Origin of the sequence: Sinorhizobium fredii (genome assembly GCF_002944405.1) — a bacterium.
In the GTDB taxonomy this organism is placed as follows: Bacteria; Pseudomonadota; Alphaproteobacteria; order Rhizobiales; family Rhizobiaceae; genus Sinorhizobium; species Sinorhizobium fredii_C.
This window is the reverse complement of record NZ_CP024310.1, coordinates 448722-466851: the sequence shown is the minus strand read 5'-3', so window position 1 is coordinate 466851 and position 18130 is coordinate 448722. Positions and strand designations below refer to the sequence as shown.

General features: G+C 60.7%; 17 protein-coding genes and 1 pseudogene. 10 read left to right on the top strand and 8 right to left on the bottom strand.

Features of this window, described 5'->3' with window-relative positions; all coding sequences use genetic code 11:
• The 3 genes from NXT3_RS25930 to NXT3_RS25920 are packed head-to-tail and all read right to left on the bottom strand — an operon-like array spanning window position 1 to window position 2495.
• Window positions 1-414, bottom strand: coding sequence for a cupin domain-containing protein (locus NXT3_RS25930; protein WP_037418676.1), 414 nt, complete (start codon window positions 412-414; stop codon window positions 1-3).
• Window positions 415-444: 30 nt separating this feature from the next.
• Window positions 445-1287, bottom strand: coding sequence for a phosphoenolpyruvate hydrolase family protein (locus NXT3_RS25925; RefSeq protein WP_037418672.1), 843 nt, complete (start codon window positions 1285-1287; stop codon window positions 445-447).
• Between the two features lie 11 nt (window positions 1288-1298).
• Window positions 1299-2495, bottom strand: a complete 1197-nt coding sequence (locus tag NXT3_RS25920) for a Tm-1-like ATP-binding domain-containing protein (protein ID WP_104840947.1) — start codon at window positions 2493-2495, stop codon at window positions 1299-1301.
• 101 nt (window positions 2496-2596) lie between these two features.
• On the opposite strand from NXT3_RS25920, the gene NXT3_RS25915 reads away from it, so the two are divergent.
• The 7 genes from NXT3_RS25915 (at window position 2597) to NXT3_RS25885 (ending at window position 9270) form a co-directional block, all read left to right on the top strand.
• On the top strand, window positions 2597-3238 hold the full coding sequence (locus tag NXT3_RS25915; RefSeq protein WP_037418667.1) for a TetR/AcrR family transcriptional regulator: 642 nt from the start codon (window positions 2597-2599) through the stop codon (window positions 3236-3238).
• A gap of 324 nt (window positions 3239-3562) precedes the next feature.
• A complete protein-coding gene (locus tag NXT3_RS25910; RefSeq protein WP_104840946.1) occupies window positions 3563-4870 on the top strand; it encodes an ABC transporter substrate-binding protein in 1308 nt (435 codons plus the stop codon).
• Window positions 4871-5021: 151 nt separating this feature from the next.
• Complete coding sequence (locus NXT3_RS25905) at window positions 5022-5927, top strand: carbohydrate ABC transporter permease (RefSeq protein ID WP_104840945.1); 906 nt, start codon at window positions 5022-5024, stop codon at window positions 5925-5927.
• A 1-nt stretch (window position 5928) separates the two neighbouring features.
• Window positions 5929-6888: a carbohydrate ABC transporter permease gene (locus tag NXT3_RS25900; protein ID WP_097539149.1), complete on the top strand. Its 960-nt coding sequence runs from the start codon at window positions 5929-5931 to the stop codon at window positions 6886-6888.
• Window positions 6885-7088, top strand: coding sequence for a hypothetical protein (locus NXT3_RS25895; protein WP_037418656.1), 204 nt, complete (start codon window positions 6885-6887; stop codon window positions 7086-7088). The genes NXT3_RS25900 and NXT3_RS25895 overlap by 4 nt, the downstream gene beginning before the upstream one ends.
• Entirely contained in the window at window positions 7085-8194 is a 1110-nt protein-coding gene (locus tag NXT3_RS25890; RefSeq protein WP_097525708.1) for an ABC transporter ATP-binding protein, read from the top strand. Before NXT3_RS25895 ends, NXT3_RS25890 begins: the two co-directional genes overlap by 4 nt.
• Entirely contained in the window at window positions 8194-9270 is a 1077-nt protein-coding gene (locus NXT3_RS25885; protein WP_037418651.1) for an ABC transporter ATP-binding protein, read from the top strand. Before NXT3_RS25890 ends, NXT3_RS25885 begins: the two co-directional genes overlap by 1 nt.
• Before the next feature lie 118 nt (window positions 9271-9388).
• Here NXT3_RS25885 and NXT3_RS25880 read toward each other — a convergent pair whose 3' ends face one another.
• From NXT3_RS25880 to NXT3_RS25865, 4 genes are read right to left on the bottom strand one after another with little or no spacing between them, the layout of a single operon-like run.
• Entirely contained in the window at window positions 9389-10363 is a 975-nt protein-coding gene (locus NXT3_RS25880) for an NAD(P)-dependent oxidoreductase (protein WP_104840944.1), read from the bottom strand.
• Window positions 10364-10388: 25 nt separating this feature from the next.
• Entirely contained in the window at window positions 10389-11081 is a 693-nt protein-coding gene (locus NXT3_RS25875; RefSeq protein ID WP_037418645.1) for a FadR/GntR family transcriptional regulator, read from the bottom strand.
• Between the two features lie 2 nt (window positions 11082-11083).
• On the bottom strand, window positions 11084-12253 hold the full coding sequence (locus NXT3_RS25870; protein ID WP_104840943.1) for a mandelate racemase/muconate lactonizing enzyme family protein: 1170 nt from the start codon (window positions 12251-12253) through the stop codon (window positions 11084-11086).
• Between the two features lie 55 nt (window positions 12254-12308).
• Window positions 12309-13196, bottom strand: coding sequence for a sugar phosphate isomerase/epimerase family protein (locus tag NXT3_RS25865; protein WP_037418639.1), 888 nt, complete (start codon window positions 13194-13196; stop codon window positions 12309-12311).
• Window positions 13197-13495: 299 nt separating this feature from the next.
• Here NXT3_RS25865 and NXT3_RS25860 point away from each other — a divergent pair, with 299 nt between their 5' ends.
• Complete coding sequence (locus NXT3_RS25860) at window positions 13496-14347, top strand: sugar phosphate isomerase/epimerase family protein (RefSeq protein WP_104840942.1); 852 nt, start codon at window positions 13496-13498, stop codon at window positions 14345-14347.
• Between the two features lie 462 nt (window positions 14348-14809).
• Here the strand turns inward: NXT3_RS25860 and NXT3_RS25855 are convergent.
• Window positions 14810-15118: pseudogene (locus tag NXT3_RS25855) on the bottom strand (transposase zinc-binding domain-containing protein); the annotation flags it as partial.
• Between the two features lie 538 nt (window positions 15119-15656).
• Here NXT3_RS25855 and NXT3_RS25850 point away from each other — a divergent pair.
• The gene (locus tag NXT3_RS25850) at window positions 15657-16547 is read left to right on the top strand and encodes a transglutaminase domain-containing protein (protein ID WP_104840941.1); all 891 of its coding nucleotides are present in this window, start codon (window positions 15657-15659) and stop codon (window positions 16545-16547) included.
• 964 nt (window positions 16548-17511) lie between these two features.
• Entirely contained in the window at window positions 17512-17997 is a 486-nt protein-coding gene (locus NXT3_RS25845; RefSeq protein ID WP_104840940.1) for a GNAT family N-acetyltransferase, read from the top strand.
• Window positions 17998-18130: the final 133 nt, after the last annotated feature.

Here is an 18130-nt window from a genome sequence, read left to right as displayed (position 1 = left end):
TCAGGCACCAGCCGGGATTAATCGGAAATCCGGCAGGCCGCGAAGCGCACGCTCGGGGCCGGCCGGCGAATAGACGACAAACAGTTGCATCGGCCCGGGTCCCGTGTTCTTCGTCGAGTGGAACCGGCTTTCCGGTACATAGACCGTGCAACCCGGCCCGACCTTCTGCGTCACCGGATTGCCGTTCTCGTCCTCCACCATTTGTTCGCCCTCGCCCGAGATGACGAAGATGATCTCCTCAGAGCCGGGATGATTGTGACGCGCATGCCCCTCACCGCTCGGCAAGTCCACCACACCACCCGAGAAGCGCTCGGCCCCGTTCACCTCCGGCGCGACCGTCAGTGCGAGGCGGCCCCAGTCGAAGCCGAAGCTGTCGACATCCTTCGGATAGAGAAAATATTTGTCCTTCGCCATGCCGCGGCCTCCTCCCGCATCTTGCTCGCTTCAGACCACCGTACTGATGGCAAGCGCCTTGAAGTCTTCCGTCTGCTTGCGGATCGCCACCTCGGCCGGCAGGCGTTCCATGGAACTTGCGCCATAAAAGCCATTGCAGGCTGGGCAACGATCCAGGATGTAGCGTGCATCCTCCGGCATCGAAATCGGTCCCCCGTGGCAAAGCACGATGACGTCCTTCCGTACCGAACGTGCGGCCGCCGCTATCGCGTCGATTTCGCTCACGCAGTCGTCGAGCGACACCGCGGACGTGGCGCCGATCGCGCCTCCCGTAGTAACGCCCATATGAGCGACGATGATGTCTGCACCGGCCTTGGTCATCGCAATCGCTTCTTCCTCGTTGAAGACATAGGGCGTCGTCAGCAGGTCGAGCCGGTGGGCTTCGGCGATCATGTCCACCTCGAGACCGTAGCCCATGCCGGTCTCCTCGAAGCTCTGCCGGATCCGCCCGTCGAAGAGGCCAATGGTCGGGAAATTCTGTACGCCGGAAAAGCCCATAGCTTTTAGGTTCGCGAGAAACTGCGGCATGAACACGAATGGGTCGGTGCCATTTACGCCGGCGAGTACCGGTGTCGCCTTCACGACCGGCAGCACCTCCAGGGCCATATCCTTGACGATCTCATTGGCGTTTCCATAGGCGAGCAGACCGGCCGCCGAACCGCGGCCCGCCATGCGGTAACGGCCGGAGTTATAGATGATGATGAGGTCGATGCCGCCCGCCTCCTCGGCCTTTGCCGAAATCCCTGTGCCGGCCCCGCCGCCGATGATCGGCTTGCCGGCGGCGATCATGCCGTGGAACTTTTCAAGAATGGTCTTGCGGGGGATTACTGGCATCGGCGTCTCTTTCAGGGGTTGGCGATGTCTCGGTAGGCGGCGACTGCGGCCTCGGCGAACTGCGGATCGTTGATGTGGAGCGGAAGCCATTCGATGCGGCGCGCGTCGGTTGTTTCGACGGTGGTTTCCAGTGCCTCGAAAAGCGCCGCATCCGCCGCAGGATCGAAGAAGGCGCCGCCCTCAATATCGAGCGCCGACACCCCTCTCTCCGGGATCAGGAACCGGAGTGGGCCCTTGCAGAGGTTCAGCTTTGCGCCAATCCACCTTCCGATCGCGGCGCACTCCTCCGCCGTTGTGCGCATGAGCGTGACGTTGGGGTTGTGGCGGTAGAAGATCCGGCCGGCATAACGCTTCGGCACCGTGTCGGGTGCCCAGAAATTCACCATATCCAATGCTCCGACCGAACCGACATAGGGCAATTCGGTGCGCGCAATTGCGCCGAAACGATCCTCCGTCGCCGGCAGCACGCCACCGAAGAGAAGATCGCAGACCTCCGTGGTGGTGATGTCGAGCACACCCGAAAGAAGACCGCTGTCTGCAAGCTTCTCCATCGCGCGTCCGCCGGTGCCAGTGGCGTGAAAGACAACACAGTCATGGTCGGCCTTCAGTCGTTCGACCATGGCAGTCACACAGGGCGTCGTCACACCGAACATGGTAAGGCCGAGAGCTGGCTTCGAGGCCGTTTCCTTCGCTGGCCGGTTAGCCATGGCGGTAATCGCTTCGGCCGCGTTGTGCAGGATCGTGCGGCTCACACGGTTGAGCCCAGCCATATCGGTAATCGACGGCATCATGATGATGTCAGAGACGTCGACATAAGGTGCCACGTTGCCGGAAGCGAGCGTCGAAACCATGACCTTCGGCAGCCCGAGCGGCAACCTGCGCATGCCGGCAGCAATGATCGACGTCCCGCCGCCGCCACCGATCCCCACCACGCCGGCGACGTCGCCCCGCGTGGGAAGAAAACGCGCGAACGCCTCGCTCATCGCGGCGACCGCGGTCCCGCGGTCGTCGCCCGAAAGCACCGCGGCGGGACCGTCCGGATGCACGGACGCCACGGTTTCGGCGGAGATATCGACCGCAATCGTGGGACGACGCGTGCCGACATCGACCAGAACAGGCCGCCCGCCCGCCGCCTCGATGCAGGAAGCAAGATAACCGAGCTCCTCCCCCTTCGTATCGGCCGTGCCGACGACGTAGATTTGCTTCATCTCTCCTCCCCGGCGGCCCTGGCCCTCCCTAGCACTTGCCGCCTCATGCCGGCCGGTTCGCCGGCTCTTGCAAATTTATGAGATGCGCGTATCATAAAGACATGGATATCTCACGTCAACAGAGTGAATCCCCCTTGCGCAGCGAGCGCGGTCCCCGGGCCCGCACACGCAAACTCATGCTGGAGACCGCGACGCGGCTGATGCAGTCCGGCATCACGCCCTCGGTGAGCGAGGTCGCGGAAGCCGCCGAAGTTTCGCGCGCCACCGCGTATCGTTATTTTCCGAGCCAGGCGGCGCTGGTTCATGCGGTGGTGGACGAGGCGCTCGGCCCGATCCTCGACTGGCGCTCCGAAGCGCCCGATGCGCGCACTCGCATTGCCGATCTTCTCGCGACCGCCATGCCGCGCATCGACGAGTTCGAGGCAACCTTCAAGGCGGCACTGAAGCTTACGCTTGACCAATGGGCGCAGCGCCAGGCCGGCACGCTTGGTAACGAACCGCAGCTGACGCGCGGCCACCGCGTCGAACTCCTGCGACAGGTCACCGCCCCTCTCGAGGGCAAGGTGTCCTCCGAAGCCCGCGAGCACCTCGCTCAGGCGCTCTCGCTGGTGTTCGGTGTCGAGGTGCTGGTCGTGCTGAAGGACATCTGGGGGCTCTCAGCCGAACGCGCGCAAGCCGTTGCCGAATGGGCGGCGGCGGCCTTGGTCGAGGCGGCGATTCAGGAGGCGCAAACCGCGGCATGACACCGCGCACTCTCCCAGCAACTGGTTTAACCAATTTAGCTTATACACATGTATGGCTGCTGATGGAGAAGATGGGTAAATTGAACTGCTGGCAGGCATGGCAGGCTGCGCACCATCGAATTGAGATCTAGACAACGAGACAGGGACCTTGACGCTCGCTAGCTTTGGTAATACCAGATGGTGCTGCGGCCCGTTAGGCGTGAAATCTGGCACGACGCACGTTGGGTCGAGGAGGACCCCGCCCGCAGAAGCGCCAATCAGGAGGATTTGACAGACGGACCGCCGCGGGAAGGCGGCGGCGTGTACAAAAGGGGAGGAAGTATCATGCGCAAGACAGTGGCCGGCTTGTTGGCCGGTATCAGTTTAATGTTTGCCAGCGGGACATCCGCGCAATCGCAAGAACTGACGATTTTCTGGGCCGAATGGGATCCGGCCAATTATCTCCAGGAGCTCGTCAACGAATACGAGGCCGAGACGGGCGTGAAGGTCACGGTCGAAACGACCCCTTGGGCGGATTTCCAGACGAAGGCGTTCACCGAATTCAACGCCAAGGGCTCGGCCTATGACATGGTCGTCGGCGACTCGCAGTGGATCGGCGCCGCATCGGAGGCCGGCCACTACGTCGACCTCACCGAGTTCTTCAATAAGCACAAGCTGAACGAGGTGATGGCTCCTGCCACGGTGAAGTACTACTCGGAGTATCCTGCGAACTCCAGCAAGTACTGGTCGATTCCGGCTGAGGGCGACGCGGTCGGTTGGTCCTATCGCAAGGACTGGTTCGAAGACCCGAAGGAGATGGAAGCCTTCAAGGCGAAGTATGGCTATGACCTCGCCCCGCCGAAGGATTGGAAGCAGTTGCGCGACATCGCCGAGTTCTTCCATCGTCCGGACCAGAAGCGCTACGGCATCGCGATCTACACCGACAACTCCTATGACGGTCTCGTAATGGGCGTAGAGAACGCCATCTTCTCTTTCGGCGGAGAACTCGGCGACTACAGCACCTACAAGGTCGACGGGATCATCAACTCGGAAAAGAACGTCAAGGCTCTGGAAACCTACCGCGAGCTTTACGGCTTCACCCCTCCTGGCTGGGCCAAGTCCTTCTTCGTCGAGAACAACCAGGCGATCACCGAAAACCTGGCAGCGATGAGCATGAACTACTTCGCCTTCTTCCCGGCGCTGGTCAATGAAGCATCGAACCCGAACGCGAAGGTCACCGGCTTCTTCGCCAACCCGGCCGGCCCGAATGGCGACCAGTATGCCGCGCTCGGCGGCCAGGGCATTTCCATCGTCTCCTATTCCGAAAACAAGGAAGAGGCGATGAAATTCCTCGAGTGGTTCATCAAGGACGAGACGCAGAAGCGCTGGGCCGAACTCGGCGGTTACACGGCAAGCGCCAAGGTGCTGGAGTCGGAAGAGTTCCAAAACGCGACGCCCTATAACAAGGCCTTCTATGAGACCATGTTCAAGGTGAAGGACTTCTGGGCAACGCCCGAATATGCCGAGCTGCTGATCCAGATGAATCAACGCATCTATCCTTATGTGACGGCGGGCCAGGGCACGGCAAAGGAGGCGCTCGACGCTCTCGCCAAGGACTGGAACGCGACCTTCAAAAAGTACGGCCGCCACTAACGGGTAAGACATCGCGGGAGGGGCCTGGCTCCCTCCCGCTTCTTCAACTTGGCACCGAACGATACTCGCGCGGACGCGGCGTCGCGCTCCTGAAATGCGCAACAGAATGGCGCAAGTGCGCCCGGCGCTGGGCTCTCGGAGGAGGAGCACATTGGCCACCGTGGTTATGACATCGCTGGATTCGAAGTCGCGCGCGGCTTCGCGGGGCTTGAGCGACATCAAGATTCGCAATCTCTTCATCATTCCGACGATCCTGTTCCTGATCGTCTTCAACATCTTCCCGTTGATCTACTCTCTCGGCTACTCTTTCACCGACTTTCGTGCTTCGACGAACGCTCCGGCCGCCTTCGTCGGCCTGCAGAACTACCGGGAACTGCTGAACGACCCATTCATCTGGGCGAACTTCGCCATTACGGCGAAATACGTGATCGTGTCGGTTACCGGTCAGGTTGTCGTCGGTTTCGGCACGGCGATGCTGCTCAACCGCGAGATTCCGTTCAAGGGTCTGATCACAACACTGCTTCTGCTGCCGATGATGCTGTCAATGGCGGTGGTCGGGCTCTTCTGGAAGCTGCTCTATGATCCATCCTTCGGCATCATCAACTACGCGCTCGGCCTCGGCTCTTTCGAATGGCTGGCGAATCCCGACATGGCACTCTACGCCGTCGCCATCACCGACATCTGGATGTGGTCCCCCTTCGTGATGCTGCTCTCGCTCGCCGGTCTCTCGGCCGTGCCGAGGCACCTTTACGAGGCGGCGGCGATTGATCGGGCGGGACCGTTCTACACCTTCTTCCACATTACCCTGCCGCTCGTGGCACCGATCCTCATGATCGCGGTCATCTTCCGCACGATGGAGGCGTTCAAGACTTTCGACCTCGCCTATATCCTCACGAGCCAGCCGACCACGGAAGTGATCTCGATTCGCCTCTACAAGATGGCGTTTCAGGAATGGCAGACCGGCCGGTCCTGCGCGCTCGCCTACATAGTGCTGATCATGGTGCTCGCGATCACCAACATTTATGTCAAGTATCTCAATAGGGTGAAGGAGCGCTGAGATGGCGGCCGTCCAAACTCGCTCCGAGCGCGCGCTAAATCGGCTGGCGATTGCCGCCGTACTTGTCATCACGCTGCTCTTCCTCGCCCCGATCTACTGGATCACGTCTACTGCCTTCAAACCGCGCAACCTCGCGACGACGATCCCGCCGACGGTCATTTTCGAGCCGGAGATCTCGCCCTTCGTCAAGCTCTTCACCAAGCGCTCTCAACTGCGTGCAGCACCGGAGCCAGAAGACTATGCCGTCGCACCATGGTGGGAACGGCTGGTCTTCGACGGGGGTGAAAAGGTGGTGCGCTCGGGGCGCGGAGAGGTGCAGCTATCCGGTTACCCCAACCGCTTCATGAATTCGCTGATCGTCGCGATCACCTCAACGGTGCTCGCCGTCAGCATGGGTACCTTCACAGCTTACGGTTTCTCGCGGTTCAAGATGAAGGGCGAAGCGGACCTGTTGTTCTTCATCTTATCGACACGCATGCTGCCGCCCGTGGTCGTGGCAATCCCAATGTTCCTGATGTACCGGGCTGTCGGGCTGAACGACACCCATTGGGGTCTCATCATCCTCTACACCGCTTTCAATCTCTCCTTCTCGGTCTGGCTGATGAAAGGCTTCATCGACGAGATTCCGAAGGAGTATGAGGAAGCGGCGCTCGTCGACGGCTACACGCGTCTGCAAGCGTTTTTTAAGATCGTGCTGCCTGAGGCTGCCACAGGCATCGCCGCGACCGCCGTCTTTTGCTTCATCACAGCGTGGAACGAGTATGCTTTCGCGCTGATCATGACGAACCGGCGCGCGCAAACGGCACCGCCCTTCATCCCGAGCCAGGTCGGCTCTGGCCTTCCGGATTGGACCGTCATTGCCGCAGGTACCTTCTTGTTTCTGCTACCGGTCGCCATCTTCACTTTCCTGCTCAGGAACCATCTCCTGCGCGGCATGAGTTTCGGAGCGATCCGCAAATGACCTTTCGTGCCATAAACCGGAAGTATCTTGAGCCAGGCTCACAGTTCCTGATGATATTAGGCATTATCGCGCTGTGCCAGCCATGGAACCTGTTCCTCCATCGCTACGGGCTGACAATGACGTTAGTCGGGCTGATTGCCTTCATGATCACGTCCAAGATCCCGCCGGAACAGAAAACTGACGAGAGCAGGAATCCATGACGCAGATTGAATTGCGCGGCATCGAAAAGCACTTTGGTGCCGTTCAGGTCATCAAGAACCTCAATCTCGCCATAGCCGATAACGAATTCATCGTTCTACTCGGCCAGTCCGGCTGCGGCAAGACGACGACACTGCGCGCGATCGCCGGGCTCGAAACGGTCGATGAAGGCGACATCCTCATCGACGGTCGGCCGGTGCAGCACTTGAAGGCATCGCACCGGGACATCGCCTTTGTGTTCCAGTCCTTCTCGCTCTACCCACACATGACGGTGTTCGAGAATATCGCGTTCCCGCTCCGCGCCACGCGCGGCAACCCTGCGGATATCGAGCGCGAGGTCCGGGCGGTTGCAAAAACACTGCAGATCACCCACCTGCTCGCAAAAAGGCCCTCCGCTCTTTCAGGCGGCGACATGCAGCGCGTGGCGATCGGCCGAGCACTCGTTCGGCGTCCCAAGGCGATGCTCATGGATGAGCCGATCGGCGCGCTTGACGCAAAGCTCCGCGAAGAGATGCGCGCCGAAATCAAGCGGCTCCATATCAAACAGGGCTCGACCACGATCTACGTCACGCATGACCAGGTCGAAGCCATGTCACTCGCCGATCGTATTGTTGTCATGCACGAAGGAGTCTTGCAGCAAGTCGGCACCCCCCATGAGGTTTACGCTCGTCCGGCCAACATGTTTGTCGCGCAATTCGTCGGGAGTCCGGTCATGAACATGGCTGAGGTGACGATTTCCGCGGATGCGGGGCATGCACGCGTCCAGGTCGGAGGTGCTTCAACCGCCTTCGATCTTCCCTCCAGTCTCACGGCCCAACTCGCTGCCGCCGGGGTCAAAAACGGCAATATCACCCTCGGCGTGCGACCTGAAGGGGTTCTCGTCTCACGGGAAGCACGCGAGGGCTTCGTGCCCGTGGAGGCCCATATCATCGAACCGCTAGGCTCGCATGACATCGTAGACCTGCAGGTTGGTGCCCAGATGCTGCGGGCAAGGACGAAAAGCGGCTTCGTAGCCAGGCCAGGCGAGGCCGTCTGGGCCCGAATTAATCCCACCCAGGCGCATTTCTTTGACAGCACGACCGGCACATCTTTTGGGATCAGGCTCTGATGGCGCACATTGAACTCAAAGGCATCACCAAGACGTTCGGAGGCCATACCGCCCTGAAGGATCTCAGTTTCGAAATTGCCGACGGAGAGTTTTTCGTGCTGCTCGGCGAGACGGGCGCCGGCAAGACGACGACCCTCAGGCTGATTGCCGGGCTTGAAAAGCCGACGGGCGGACAGATCTTCATCGACGGCGAGGATGTCGCCGACTGGGGCGCCGCCGAACGCGACGTGGCGCTTGTGCTGCAGCAGTATTCGCTTTACCCCCGCTACACGGTCCGCGAGAACCTCGAATTCCCGCTCAAGTCCCGCATCCGGTGTGTCGAACCGGCCGAAATCAAGGAGCGTGTCGCCCGCGTCGCAAAGACTCTCCGCATTGAGCATCTGCTCGACCGCAAGACGGATCGCCTGTCGGGTGGCGAAATGCAGCGCGTTTCCATCGGGCGGGCGATCGTGCGCAAGCCGCGCGTCTTTCTGATGGACGAGCCCCTCTCCGCCCTCGATGCCAAACTTCGCGAGGCGCTCCGCACCGAGCTCAAGAACCTCCAGATGAATCTCGGGGCAACCTTTCTCTTCGTGACCCACGATCAGATCGAAGCCATGTCGATGGGCGACAAGATCGGCGTACTCAACAACGGCCATCTCGTTCAGACCGGCACGCCGCAGGAGATCTATCGCAATCCGGTCAACACTTTCGTTGCACGCGCCGTTGGCTCGCCGCCGATGAACCTGATCTCCGGCAGGCTTGCGGGCAATGAGGCCATCGCGGACCAAGGCTACCGATTGCCTTTTGACGCGGCGCTCGACACCGCGGTTGACGGACGGCCCCTCACCTTCGGCATCCGCCCCGAGGATCTCTTCCTCGAAAGCGGCGCCCCCGGCGAGGCCCGCGTGCATGACGTCGAAAATCATGGGGTCGAGAAGATCGTCACTCTTCGCACAGGCAACCACTTCTTGCATGCGACGGTGCCTGCTCAGACCGACCTCGAGATCGAGGAGCCTGTTCGCTTCTCCTGGGATCCGGAAAAGGTCGTGCTCTTCGACGGGGGAAGCGGGATGAGCCTGCGCCACGCCCGTTGACCCGTCATCGGCGACACCGGGATCGGCTCCATCCTGCTCGTGGCTCCCGCCCATTTGCCCGTCATTCACGCGACCATGGAATGCGTGTCCCATCTGGAACGGGCGTAGTCCCATTGCCTTACGCCGGAAACCGTCGCCTATAGTGTTCGACGACCTCAGGATTGCGGAGGCTGACAGGCAACTCGCCTTTCAAAATGCGGATCGCTTCGGCCGCAGCGCCTGTTCCCATGCGCATCATGCTTTCGTCAGTGATGCCGGCGAGGTGAGGCGTCACGATCACATTGTCCAGCCGGAAGTAAGGATGCTCGAGCGGCAGGGGCTGAGCAGAGAACACGTCAAGGGCAGCGCCGCCGATGCGGCCCAACTCCAGCGCCTCAATCAATGCTGCGTCATCCACGACCGGACCGCGCGCCACGTTGACGAGGATCGCACCCGGCTTCATGCCCGCAATCCGCTCGCGGCTCAAAAGCCCCGTCGTCTCGGGCGTGAGCGGGCAACAGAGAACGACGATGTCCGACGTCGAAACCAGATCGTCGACCGAAAGAAACCGCACACCGCCAGGCAGGCTTTCGGGCGAGCGGCTGTTGGCGACGATCTCCAGGCCAAACCCGTGTTTCGCGACCCGGAAGACCGCCTTTCCCACGCTGCCCATGCCGATGATGCCCATGGTACGGCCGGCGAGGTCAAGTGCTCTGTCCGCGTGGACTCGCCCGGCACCCCACCCCCTGCTTCTGAGATCTCGGTCCAGGGGACGGAACCGGCGCAGCAACGCCAGCGTCACCATGAAGACATGCTCCGCCACAGTCGGCGCATTGACGGCCGGCACGTTGGCGATAAGCACACCGGCCGACGTGGCCGCGTCATAGGGTATCATGTCAAGCCCCGCGCCGTGCCGGACTGCCGCGCGCAGGGCCGCTGTCTCTTCGAAGAAGGCGGGCGGAATCGGCGCGCGCACGATGACGATCGCCGCACCCTCGCCTTCACGCAGCAGCGTCTCGGGATCGGGAGCGGACGCGACGCGAAGATCGGCCGCCGCCTTCAGCATGGCCTCGGCGTCGCGGTGCAGGGGATGGGTCGAGAAAATGAAACTCATCGGCCTCCTCATTACCGATCGGGGACTATTCCGCGGCTGTCGCTGGTCCGCCGATGAGGCCCTTCCAGTAGCTTTCCGCGCCCTGTAGATGCGCATTCATCAAAGCCTGGGCGAGATTGCCGTCGCGTGCGAGCAGCGCCTCGTAGATACGGATATGTTCTTGATGCGAGCGGCGGCTGCGGGCGATATCTGCAAAGTAGATGGGAAGTCGCTGTTCGCCCATTGTGTAGTAAACGCTGCAGACACGGTGAAACACGCTGTTCTTCGTCGCCCGAACGATCTCCAAGTGAAAATCCCGGTCCTCGCGCGCGAGGCCCTCGCCTGCAGCGATCTTCGCCTCGGAGGCGGCGAGAATCTCGCGCAGGCGTATGTAGTTCTCCTCCGTCGCTCGCGCGCAGGCGAGTTCCGCCGCCTTGATCTCGTGGATCTTGCGGAGCTCCACCGTCTCGTAGATCACGATCGGGTCCAGTGGCACGCCGGCACGCGCAAAGAGTGCGATCGCCTCGACGCTCGCCTCCGTTGTCGTCAGGTAGATGCCCGACTTCGCCCGGCGCTCCACGATGCGCATGGCTTCCAGGATTGCCAAAGCCTCCCGAAGCTGCCCGCGGCTGACGGCGAAGTGCTCGGCGAGCTCTCGCTCCGATGGCGTTCGCCCGTTGCTGCTCGAACTCGTGAATAGATGGGCAGCTAGATCGGATAGCAGATTGTTTTCTTTCATGGTTACAGTCTTAGCGCGTAAGTCTCCAGGACGCGCTCGTTGATCGTAAATCCCAAACCGGGTTTATCAGGAATCTCTATCATACCGTCCCTCACAACCACAGTCTCCTCGACGAGATCGTGGATCATCGGGTTCGCGCCAACGGAATATTCGATGACAAAGCTTGCCGGAGAGGCAGCGCAGATGTGTAGGCCCGAGAAGAAGCAAGGGGCACCGGCCCACAAATGGGGGGCAAAACGGAGATTGAAGGCACTGGCGATCACACCAATGCGCATTGCCTCCGTGATGCCGCCGCAGAATGCCGGGTCGGGCTGGAAGATATCAGCCGCGCGCAGCATCGCCAGATCGCGGAAGGCGAAACGGGTGGCCTCGCTCTCGCCCGCCGCGATCGGCACCCCTGAAGCAGCGCGCACTTCCGCCATTCCGGCCTTGTCATCCGCGATCACCGGCTCCTCGAACCAAGCGAGGTCGCAATCCTGGACGAGTTGGATGAAGCGTTTCGCGTCGGCAACCGTATAGGTGCCATGCGCATCGACCATGATATCCACGGAGGGGCCCAGCGCCTTGCGGGCAGCACGCACACGGGCGGCCGAGACATGCGGCGCGCGGTCCATTGCGCCGACCCTCATCTTGACCGCCTTGAAACCGCCATTGGCGATGTAGGACTGCAGCTGGCCGCCGATCTTTTCGGCGTTCTCCCAGCCGCCGGATGCATAGGCAGGCAACCGGCTCGCCTTGCGCCCGCCGAGAAGCTTCCACACCGGCACGCCCAGCGACTTGCCGAGAATGTCCCACAATGCGATGTCGACGGCACTGATCGCGGCAATGGAGAGGCCCCGGCGCGAGAGTTCCGGCATCGCATGCCCCGACATCGCCGCTGTTTCGTGACGCACCCCGTTATAAAGCATCTCCCAGGTAGCGGAGATGTCGGCGGCGTCGCGGCCGACGAGCCGCGGGCCCACCTCATGGTTGAGCATGTGCACCAGCGTGCCGTAAGTACCGGCGCTGCCTGCAGCATTCTTGCCTTCACCCCACCCTACGATTCCGTCATCTGTTTCTATGCGCAGGATCGCCGCGTCGAAGGTTGTCAGGCGTCCGAAATCGCTGCGGTGCTGCCGGCTCGCTTCGATCGGTATGCGAACCCACCAGGCTTGGACCGTCTTGATACGCATTTCAAACTCCCCAACCTCGCGGCGCGCCGGCCGCAGGGCATGCTCGGACCGGGCCTCACTTGATCAGCGGCAGGATGGTCTCGGCGGTAATCCGCATCTGGTCATCGTAGAACCTCTCTGTCAGCAGGCTCGATCCGTGGTCCTGGATGAACTTCAGCTGCTCCGGCGGGATATCGACCGGATTGCGTTCGACCATGTCGGGATATTTCGCCGCCGGTGTGCGGTCGACCGGCGCCACGAACTCATTGGTGAGCGCGCCGTCGTAACCGATCTCCTTCAGAGTTGCGACGATCTTCGGCCAGTCGAGATGGCCAAGACCTGCCGCAAAGCGGTTGTTATCAGCCACATGGAAATCGAAAAGCCGGTTCCCGGCGAGCCTGATCGCCTCATACATGTCCTCTTCTTCGATGTTGAGGTGAAAGGCATCGAGGCAAACGCCGCAATCGGGATCGACCGCCTCGGCCAGCGCAAGCGCTTGGGCTGCACGGTTGAAGAGATAAGTCTCGAACCGGTTGAGCGGCTCGATTGCCAAGCGGACGCCCTTCTTTTGGGCATGGGCGAAGCATTCCTTCGTCGCATCCACGACCCACTTCCATTCGTCCTCCTGGGTGCCATCTGGAACGACCTTGCCGACGGTCGCCGGTACGAGGGTGACAATTTGGCCCTCGAGTTCGCTCACCATCGTTATGACGCTCTTCACGTAGTCCACCGACTTTGCGCGCTGGCCCTCGTCCTTGGCTGCGAGGTTACGCTCGCCGAGCGTCAGCGTCACCGCACCCCAGCAGCGAATGCCGTGTTCCTTGAGCAGCGCGCGAGTGTCGTTGACGTCGTACTGGGCCGGCTCGCCTGAAATCTCGATGCTCTCGTAGCCGTATTTCTTGATGCGCTTCAGCGTGACGGCGAGAGGCTCCGCCCGCATCCAGTTGTGCGTCGAAAGGTGCATAAACGTCCTCCCAAATTGTCGTTGCCCCCGCACCGACGGGGGACCTTTTCCTTGCGGTCCGCCCTATCTGGTTTGGCCAATTTCTCCCCGTAAGAAGCTCTATCGCAATTTAACGTCACCCGCAAGCGATCCACAAAGCCCCGCCTCGCGCCGTTTTTCCTTATTTCTTCGGATTCCTGGGGTCTTTGTCGATCGCCGTCTCCTGGATATCAACTGTCGGCTTGACCAAGTCTGCACTTTTGGTATGACCAGACTGCTACGGGAGACGCACGAACACTGGCGAAAATCTGGAGGGGACGATGAAGGTCGGCATGTGCATGTTTCTCTGGACGACGAGCGTCGGGCGGAAACATGAGGCGCTACTCCGCGACATCAAGGCGACGGGATTCGACGGCGTCGAGATTCCAATCTTCGACGGCACGCCCGACGACTACCGTCGGCTCGGCGCCCTGCTGGATAGGATAGGGCTGGAGCGCACGGCCGTCTCCGCCATGAGCAACCCTTCCATGAACCTGATCTCGCCTGATCCGGCGACGCGCAGGCGCGGCATCACCTACATGCAATGGGCCATCGACTGCGCGGCCGCCCTCGGCGCTGACACGTTAAGCGGCCCGCTACATTCCACGCTCGGCCAGTTCTCCGGCACAGGGCCGACCGCCGCGGAGCTAAAGCGGTCGGTTTCCTCGCAGCGCACGGTCGGGGACCATGCTGCCAAACGCGGCATCACCGTAGCGCTCGAGGCGCTGAACCGCTTCGAATGTTATCTCGTCAATACGATGGACGACCTGGCCGACCATATCGATGCAATTGGGCACCCCAACATTCGTGCCATGTACGACACTTTTCACAGCAATATCGAGGAAGCTGATCCCATCGGAGCCTTTACCCGCAACAAGGACCATATCGTACACGTCCATATTTCGGAGAACGACCGTGGCGTGCCGGGCCGCGGGAACATCCCATGGTCCGAGACTTTCAAGGCGATACGCGCGAGCGGCTATGACGGCTGGCTGACGATCGAGGCTTTCGGTCGTGCATTAAAGGACCTTGCGGCCGCAACGAAGGTCTGGCGCGATTTCTCCGAGACGCCCGAAGCGGTCTATCGCGATGGATATCGTCACATTCGCAACGGATGGCGGGCAGCGGCATGACGGGCGCCCTGCCGATGGAAGAAATCATAGAGGCTCTAGTCGGAATGGCCCTGCGCGGCATCTTCCCGCATGAGATCAGGAACGGCGAAAGGAGACATTCGGGCGAATTCAGCTGAGCCGCCACTTACCACAGCAAAGCCGCTGTCCGGTCGCTTCGCATCCCTGAAGGTTTTTCGATGCGGGCCGGAGTTTGACGTCTGCCGCTGGCGTTGGCGGCCCGCGTTGACAAACCTTGGGAGGGAGAAGCCGCGGAGGCTGGGTGGGACCTAGGGGGAAAGCAAGGGGCCGCGGCGTGTGTTGTGGACTTCGGCGCTGACGTCAGAAGCAAAAGGGCGGGGCATGGCTCTCTCAGAGTGAGCGGGATCGCCTCAGCGCCTGGCGGATCATCTTGTTTGCCCGTTTCCGCTCCAAGCAGAGCGCGGATCTTTGCGACATTGGTCTTGCGCCCCCCGCTGGGCGCTCGGCCCGCAGGGCGAAAACCACGTGGAAATACTCGACCGGCAGAAGGTCTTCGGCACGGGCCAACCAGTCCCGCGCCGCGGGTGCTTGGCACTTCGGGCAGTGGCGGTTCTTGCAGGAATTATAGGCGATGTGGTTATGCCCGCACTTGGTGCAAGCAGCCACATGCCCGCCGAGCGCCTCGGTTCGGCAGGCTTCGATCGCCGCCATGACCTTGAGCTGGGTCAGGCTGACATGCCCGGCATTGGCTCGCCGCCACGCAGGACCATAGGCTCGGAAGATGTCAGCGACCTCCAGCTTTTGCCGGGACACCCCGGCGCGCGCTTCATTCCAGCCGACGCCTCAGGGTCAGATCCCCCATAAGTCGCCACCCGGTCGTTATTTGGAGACAGGGCGAAGGTCCGTTCCATCGGCATGCTGGTCATTCTGGCACCGAAGCTCCTATGGCGACAATCCACCCGTCTTCGACGGTGTTGAACGCGAAGAGTCGACCAACAGCAGTCGTACGGCCAGACCCCGATCAGCGGCCACAATCGGCCCTGAGGAGACCTTGCTGTCTTCAAGGTTGAATGACCGCTTCGCGCCCTATATCGGTCATCGGGGCCGCAGTGGCTTCTTTCCGAAAGCAGACGTCACTCACTCTGGCCCCCGAGGGCCATTACGGCGCGCGTAATGCATCCTTGAGATCGATACACAGCAATCCGGCAAGCCTCACATCGCTGACGCCGATCGAGACGGCCAATGGCCAGCCGCGCCGACCCGCGAATGCGACCTGAGCCCACCGATTGACAATTTTTGAAAATTTGCCCTTCTTGTCGTGTCTCAAATCCTCAACTGGAAAGGGACGACAATGCGCAGAACCTTTTATGCTTCTCAAAGCATCTATTCGGAACCCGGCCCGTATCGCGAAACGTTGATGGGCGGTGGTGGCGAACCGAACCTGATCGCCGGGTGGATTAGCTCATTCATGCAGCATCCTTGCGGGTTTGAATCCAAAATACGAGGCTTCAAACCTCAACAAATAGCCGATCTGGAGCTTCGCTCCGTGGCCGAAATTCTGTCGGTCGCCGTGGAACGCAAGCTGCTTGAAAGCGATGCCGCGCAGCCTAAGGTGGGCGGCGTATGCCGGGATTTTGCCATGATGGTGGTGAGTAGTTTTCGGGAGCGCGGCACCCCGGCTCGCCTTCGTGTCGGGTTTGCGGACTATCTGGTGCCTGACCATTGGGAAGATCATTGGCTTTGCGAATGGCACGACGGCAGGCGTTGGAAACGGCTTGATGTGGAGTTTGAGGCTATCGGGGGAGTTTCTTTCGACACCCTGGATGTGCCGAGCGAGCGGTTCATTACAGCAAGCGAGGCATGGTTTCGGATCATGGGCGATCCGGAGTTGGCCTCGCGATTTGGCGTATCGAGCCTCAACCTTGCGGGGGAGTGGTTCGTCGCGGGAAGCCTGCTGCGAGAAGTGGCAGCCCTGCGTAAGCTAGAGCTGAAACCATGGGACTACTGGGGTCTCTCGAAGGACCTCTCCCCCAATTCAACCGAGTTGTCTTCCCAGGCGAGAGCAACATTAGACCATCTCGCTTCACGGCTCAGGACCGCTGCTGTTGATGGGGATGACGAGCCGGAAACTATCGCCGACTGGCCTTTGCCAGACGAGGTTATCAGCTTCCCTCGCGGCGAACCTATGACTGTTAGGTTGCATAACTCCCAAATTCGCGACAGTAACTTTTGGGCCCTTTAGGCTATGCCAGTCGTAGCAGGTAGCCGGATGTCCGCAGCAGGTATGCGGTTCGTCACCCAAGGCAACTAGCCTTAGCGTTCGTGGAAGTGTCTCGCGCGCGTATTCTGTGACATCCTAACTGACGTAAGGCCGTTATGCATCGCGGCCTTTCTTGATAAAGCGCTTTGCTAACGCCCACGCCAAGATGCTTCGGGGGCAGAAACAATTCAGCAAGGATCCCCATGACCTCTGCACCAGCCTCAATCATCGTAATGGTCCAACGCTAACCATTTCCTCATCACCGGCCTTCGCGGTCATCATAGCTAGGCATCACTAGCGGCCAACATTTGGCAGGCTTGCGTTGTTCACTTCAGCGCTCATCCATCACCGAAGCTCACGGCAACCACACCTCGTGATCAAAATCGAAAAATGTAACCCATGTCTCCGGTGGGTGATGTCACCTATCTCTCAGGCCGGGCACAGAACAGCTTTCCGAAGGGCAGCTATTCGATAGACAAGGCTTTTAGCCGCCGTTCCGCTGCCGGCCGCCAACCCGACGTTAGAATATTCGATTGGCAATAGTCGTTCGTGGCGCTTGTTTCGCATTCCTCGAAAGGCAACGTAAGGCAGAGAACAGCCGGTCACTCAGGCCGGGCCGAACTCTATGTCAGCCATCAATCAACACACCATCGACATCAAAGAAGACTTCACTTGACCTCCATTCGGCCGCGCCTGTTAGAATTCCCGATGCTCACCTTAGCCTACCCTGGCAGCGAACTCGTCTTCAAGCGGGGTCATAATCGACCAGCATGTTGACGTTGCGCTTAAACCCCAGCATCGCGGACGCTTCCCTTCGGAGGGCCACGAGAAATTGCAGCGCCTTACGATCACTACCCGTTGAAGTACATCAGCCATGAAGTAAGCTGCAACTCAAAATTTTTATCCGCGCTCGGCCCATTCCAGCAACCGAAGCTCACGAGGACGCATGCCCCAATCACAGTCGCAGCCGTACGCAATCTCGGACTTGCGTGATCAGCCGGTCTTCTGCCCTACGATTGCAGATCGTATCTGGCGGGCTTGGTGGCAAGGCGCCGGCCATCCGCTCGAACATGTAGCCGACCACATGCAGGAATTGCTGGACGAAGGAGCACTGCCTTTCGGGCTTGTTGCCCACGAGGGCGCGACATATCTCGGATCGGCCCTGATCATCTTCTGCGACCTGGAGGAGCGTCCGCAATACGCTCCATGGGTGGCGGCCGTATGGGTCGATGCCGACCACCGGCGTCGGGGTATTGGCAGGGCCCTTGTCCGCCGCGCAGCAGAAGCGACGTTCGACCTGGGCCATGATGTTGCCTATCTATCCGCTTTGCCGGAAAAGCGCTCATTCTATGAGGCATTCGGCTGGCGTCCCGTGGAAGAAGATGTCGGCCCGCATGGGCTCACCGTCCTCACCTTTTCGCGGGGCTTCTAGCTTGGTCAAAGCCATCTTCCGCTCCCCGCCCCTGAGGAGACCTTGCTGTCTTCAAGGTTAAATGACCGCTTCGCGCGGATATCGTTGAAAAACTCGAAGTTTGAGTCTCCGCGAAGGGGAAGAAGGCTCTGAC

Coding starts and splice junctions, on each gene's coding strand:
- NXT3_RS25930 (WP_037418676.1), bottom strand. CDS start 414: ATGGCGAAGGACAAATATTTTCTCTATCCGAAGGATGTCGACAGCTTC.
- NXT3_RS25925 (WP_037418672.1), bottom strand. CDS start 1,287: ATGCCAGTAATCCCCCGCAAGACCATTCTTGAAAAGTTCCACGGCATG.
- NXT3_RS25920 (WP_104840947.1), bottom strand. CDS start 2,495: ATGAAGCAAATCTACGTCGTCGGCACGGCCGATACGAAGGGGGAGGAG.
- NXT3_RS25915 (WP_037418667.1), top strand. CDS start 2,597: ATGGATATCTCACGTCAACAGAGTGAATCCCCCTTGCGCAGCGAGCGC.
- NXT3_RS25910 (WP_104840946.1), top strand. CDS start 3,563: ATGCGCAAGACAGTGGCCGGCTTGTTGGCCGGTATCAGTTTAATGTTT.
- NXT3_RS25900 (WP_097539149.1), top strand. CDS start 5,929: ATGGCGGCCGTCCAAACTCGCTCCGAGCGCGCGCTAAATCGGCTGGCG.
- NXT3_RS25895 (WP_037418656.1), top strand. CDS start 6,885: ATGACCTTTCGTGCCATAAACCGGAAGTATCTTGAGCCAGGCTCACAG.
- NXT3_RS25890 (WP_097525708.1), top strand. CDS start 7,085: ATGACGCAGATTGAATTGCGCGGCATCGAAAAGCACTTTGGTGCCGTT.
- NXT3_RS25885 (WP_037418651.1), top strand. CDS start 8,194: ATGGCGCACATTGAACTCAAAGGCATCACCAAGACGTTCGGAGGCCAT.
- NXT3_RS25880 (WP_104840944.1), bottom strand. CDS start 10,363: ATGAGTTTCATTTTCTCGACCCATCCCCTGCACCGCGACGCCGAGGCC.
- NXT3_RS25875 (WP_037418645.1), bottom strand. CDS start 11,081: ATGAAAGAAAACAATCTGCTATCCGATCTAGCTGCCCATCTATTCACG.
- NXT3_RS25870 (WP_104840943.1), bottom strand. CDS start 12,253: ATGCGTATCAAGACGGTCCAAGCCTGGTGGGTTCGCATACCGATCGAA.
- NXT3_RS25865 (WP_037418639.1), bottom strand. CDS start 13,196: ATGCACCTTTCGACGCACAACTGGATGCGGGCGGAGCCTCTCGCCGTC.
- NXT3_RS25860 (WP_104840942.1), top strand. CDS start 13,496: ATGAAGGTCGGCATGTGCATGTTTCTCTGGACGACGAGCGTCGGGCGG.
- NXT3_RS25850 (WP_104840941.1), top strand. CDS start 15,657: ATGCGCAGAACCTTTTATGCTTCTCAAAGCATCTATTCGGAACCCGGC.
- NXT3_RS25845 (WP_104840940.1), top strand. CDS start 17,512: ATGCCCCAATCACAGTCGCAGCCGTACGCAATCTCGGACTTGCGTGAT.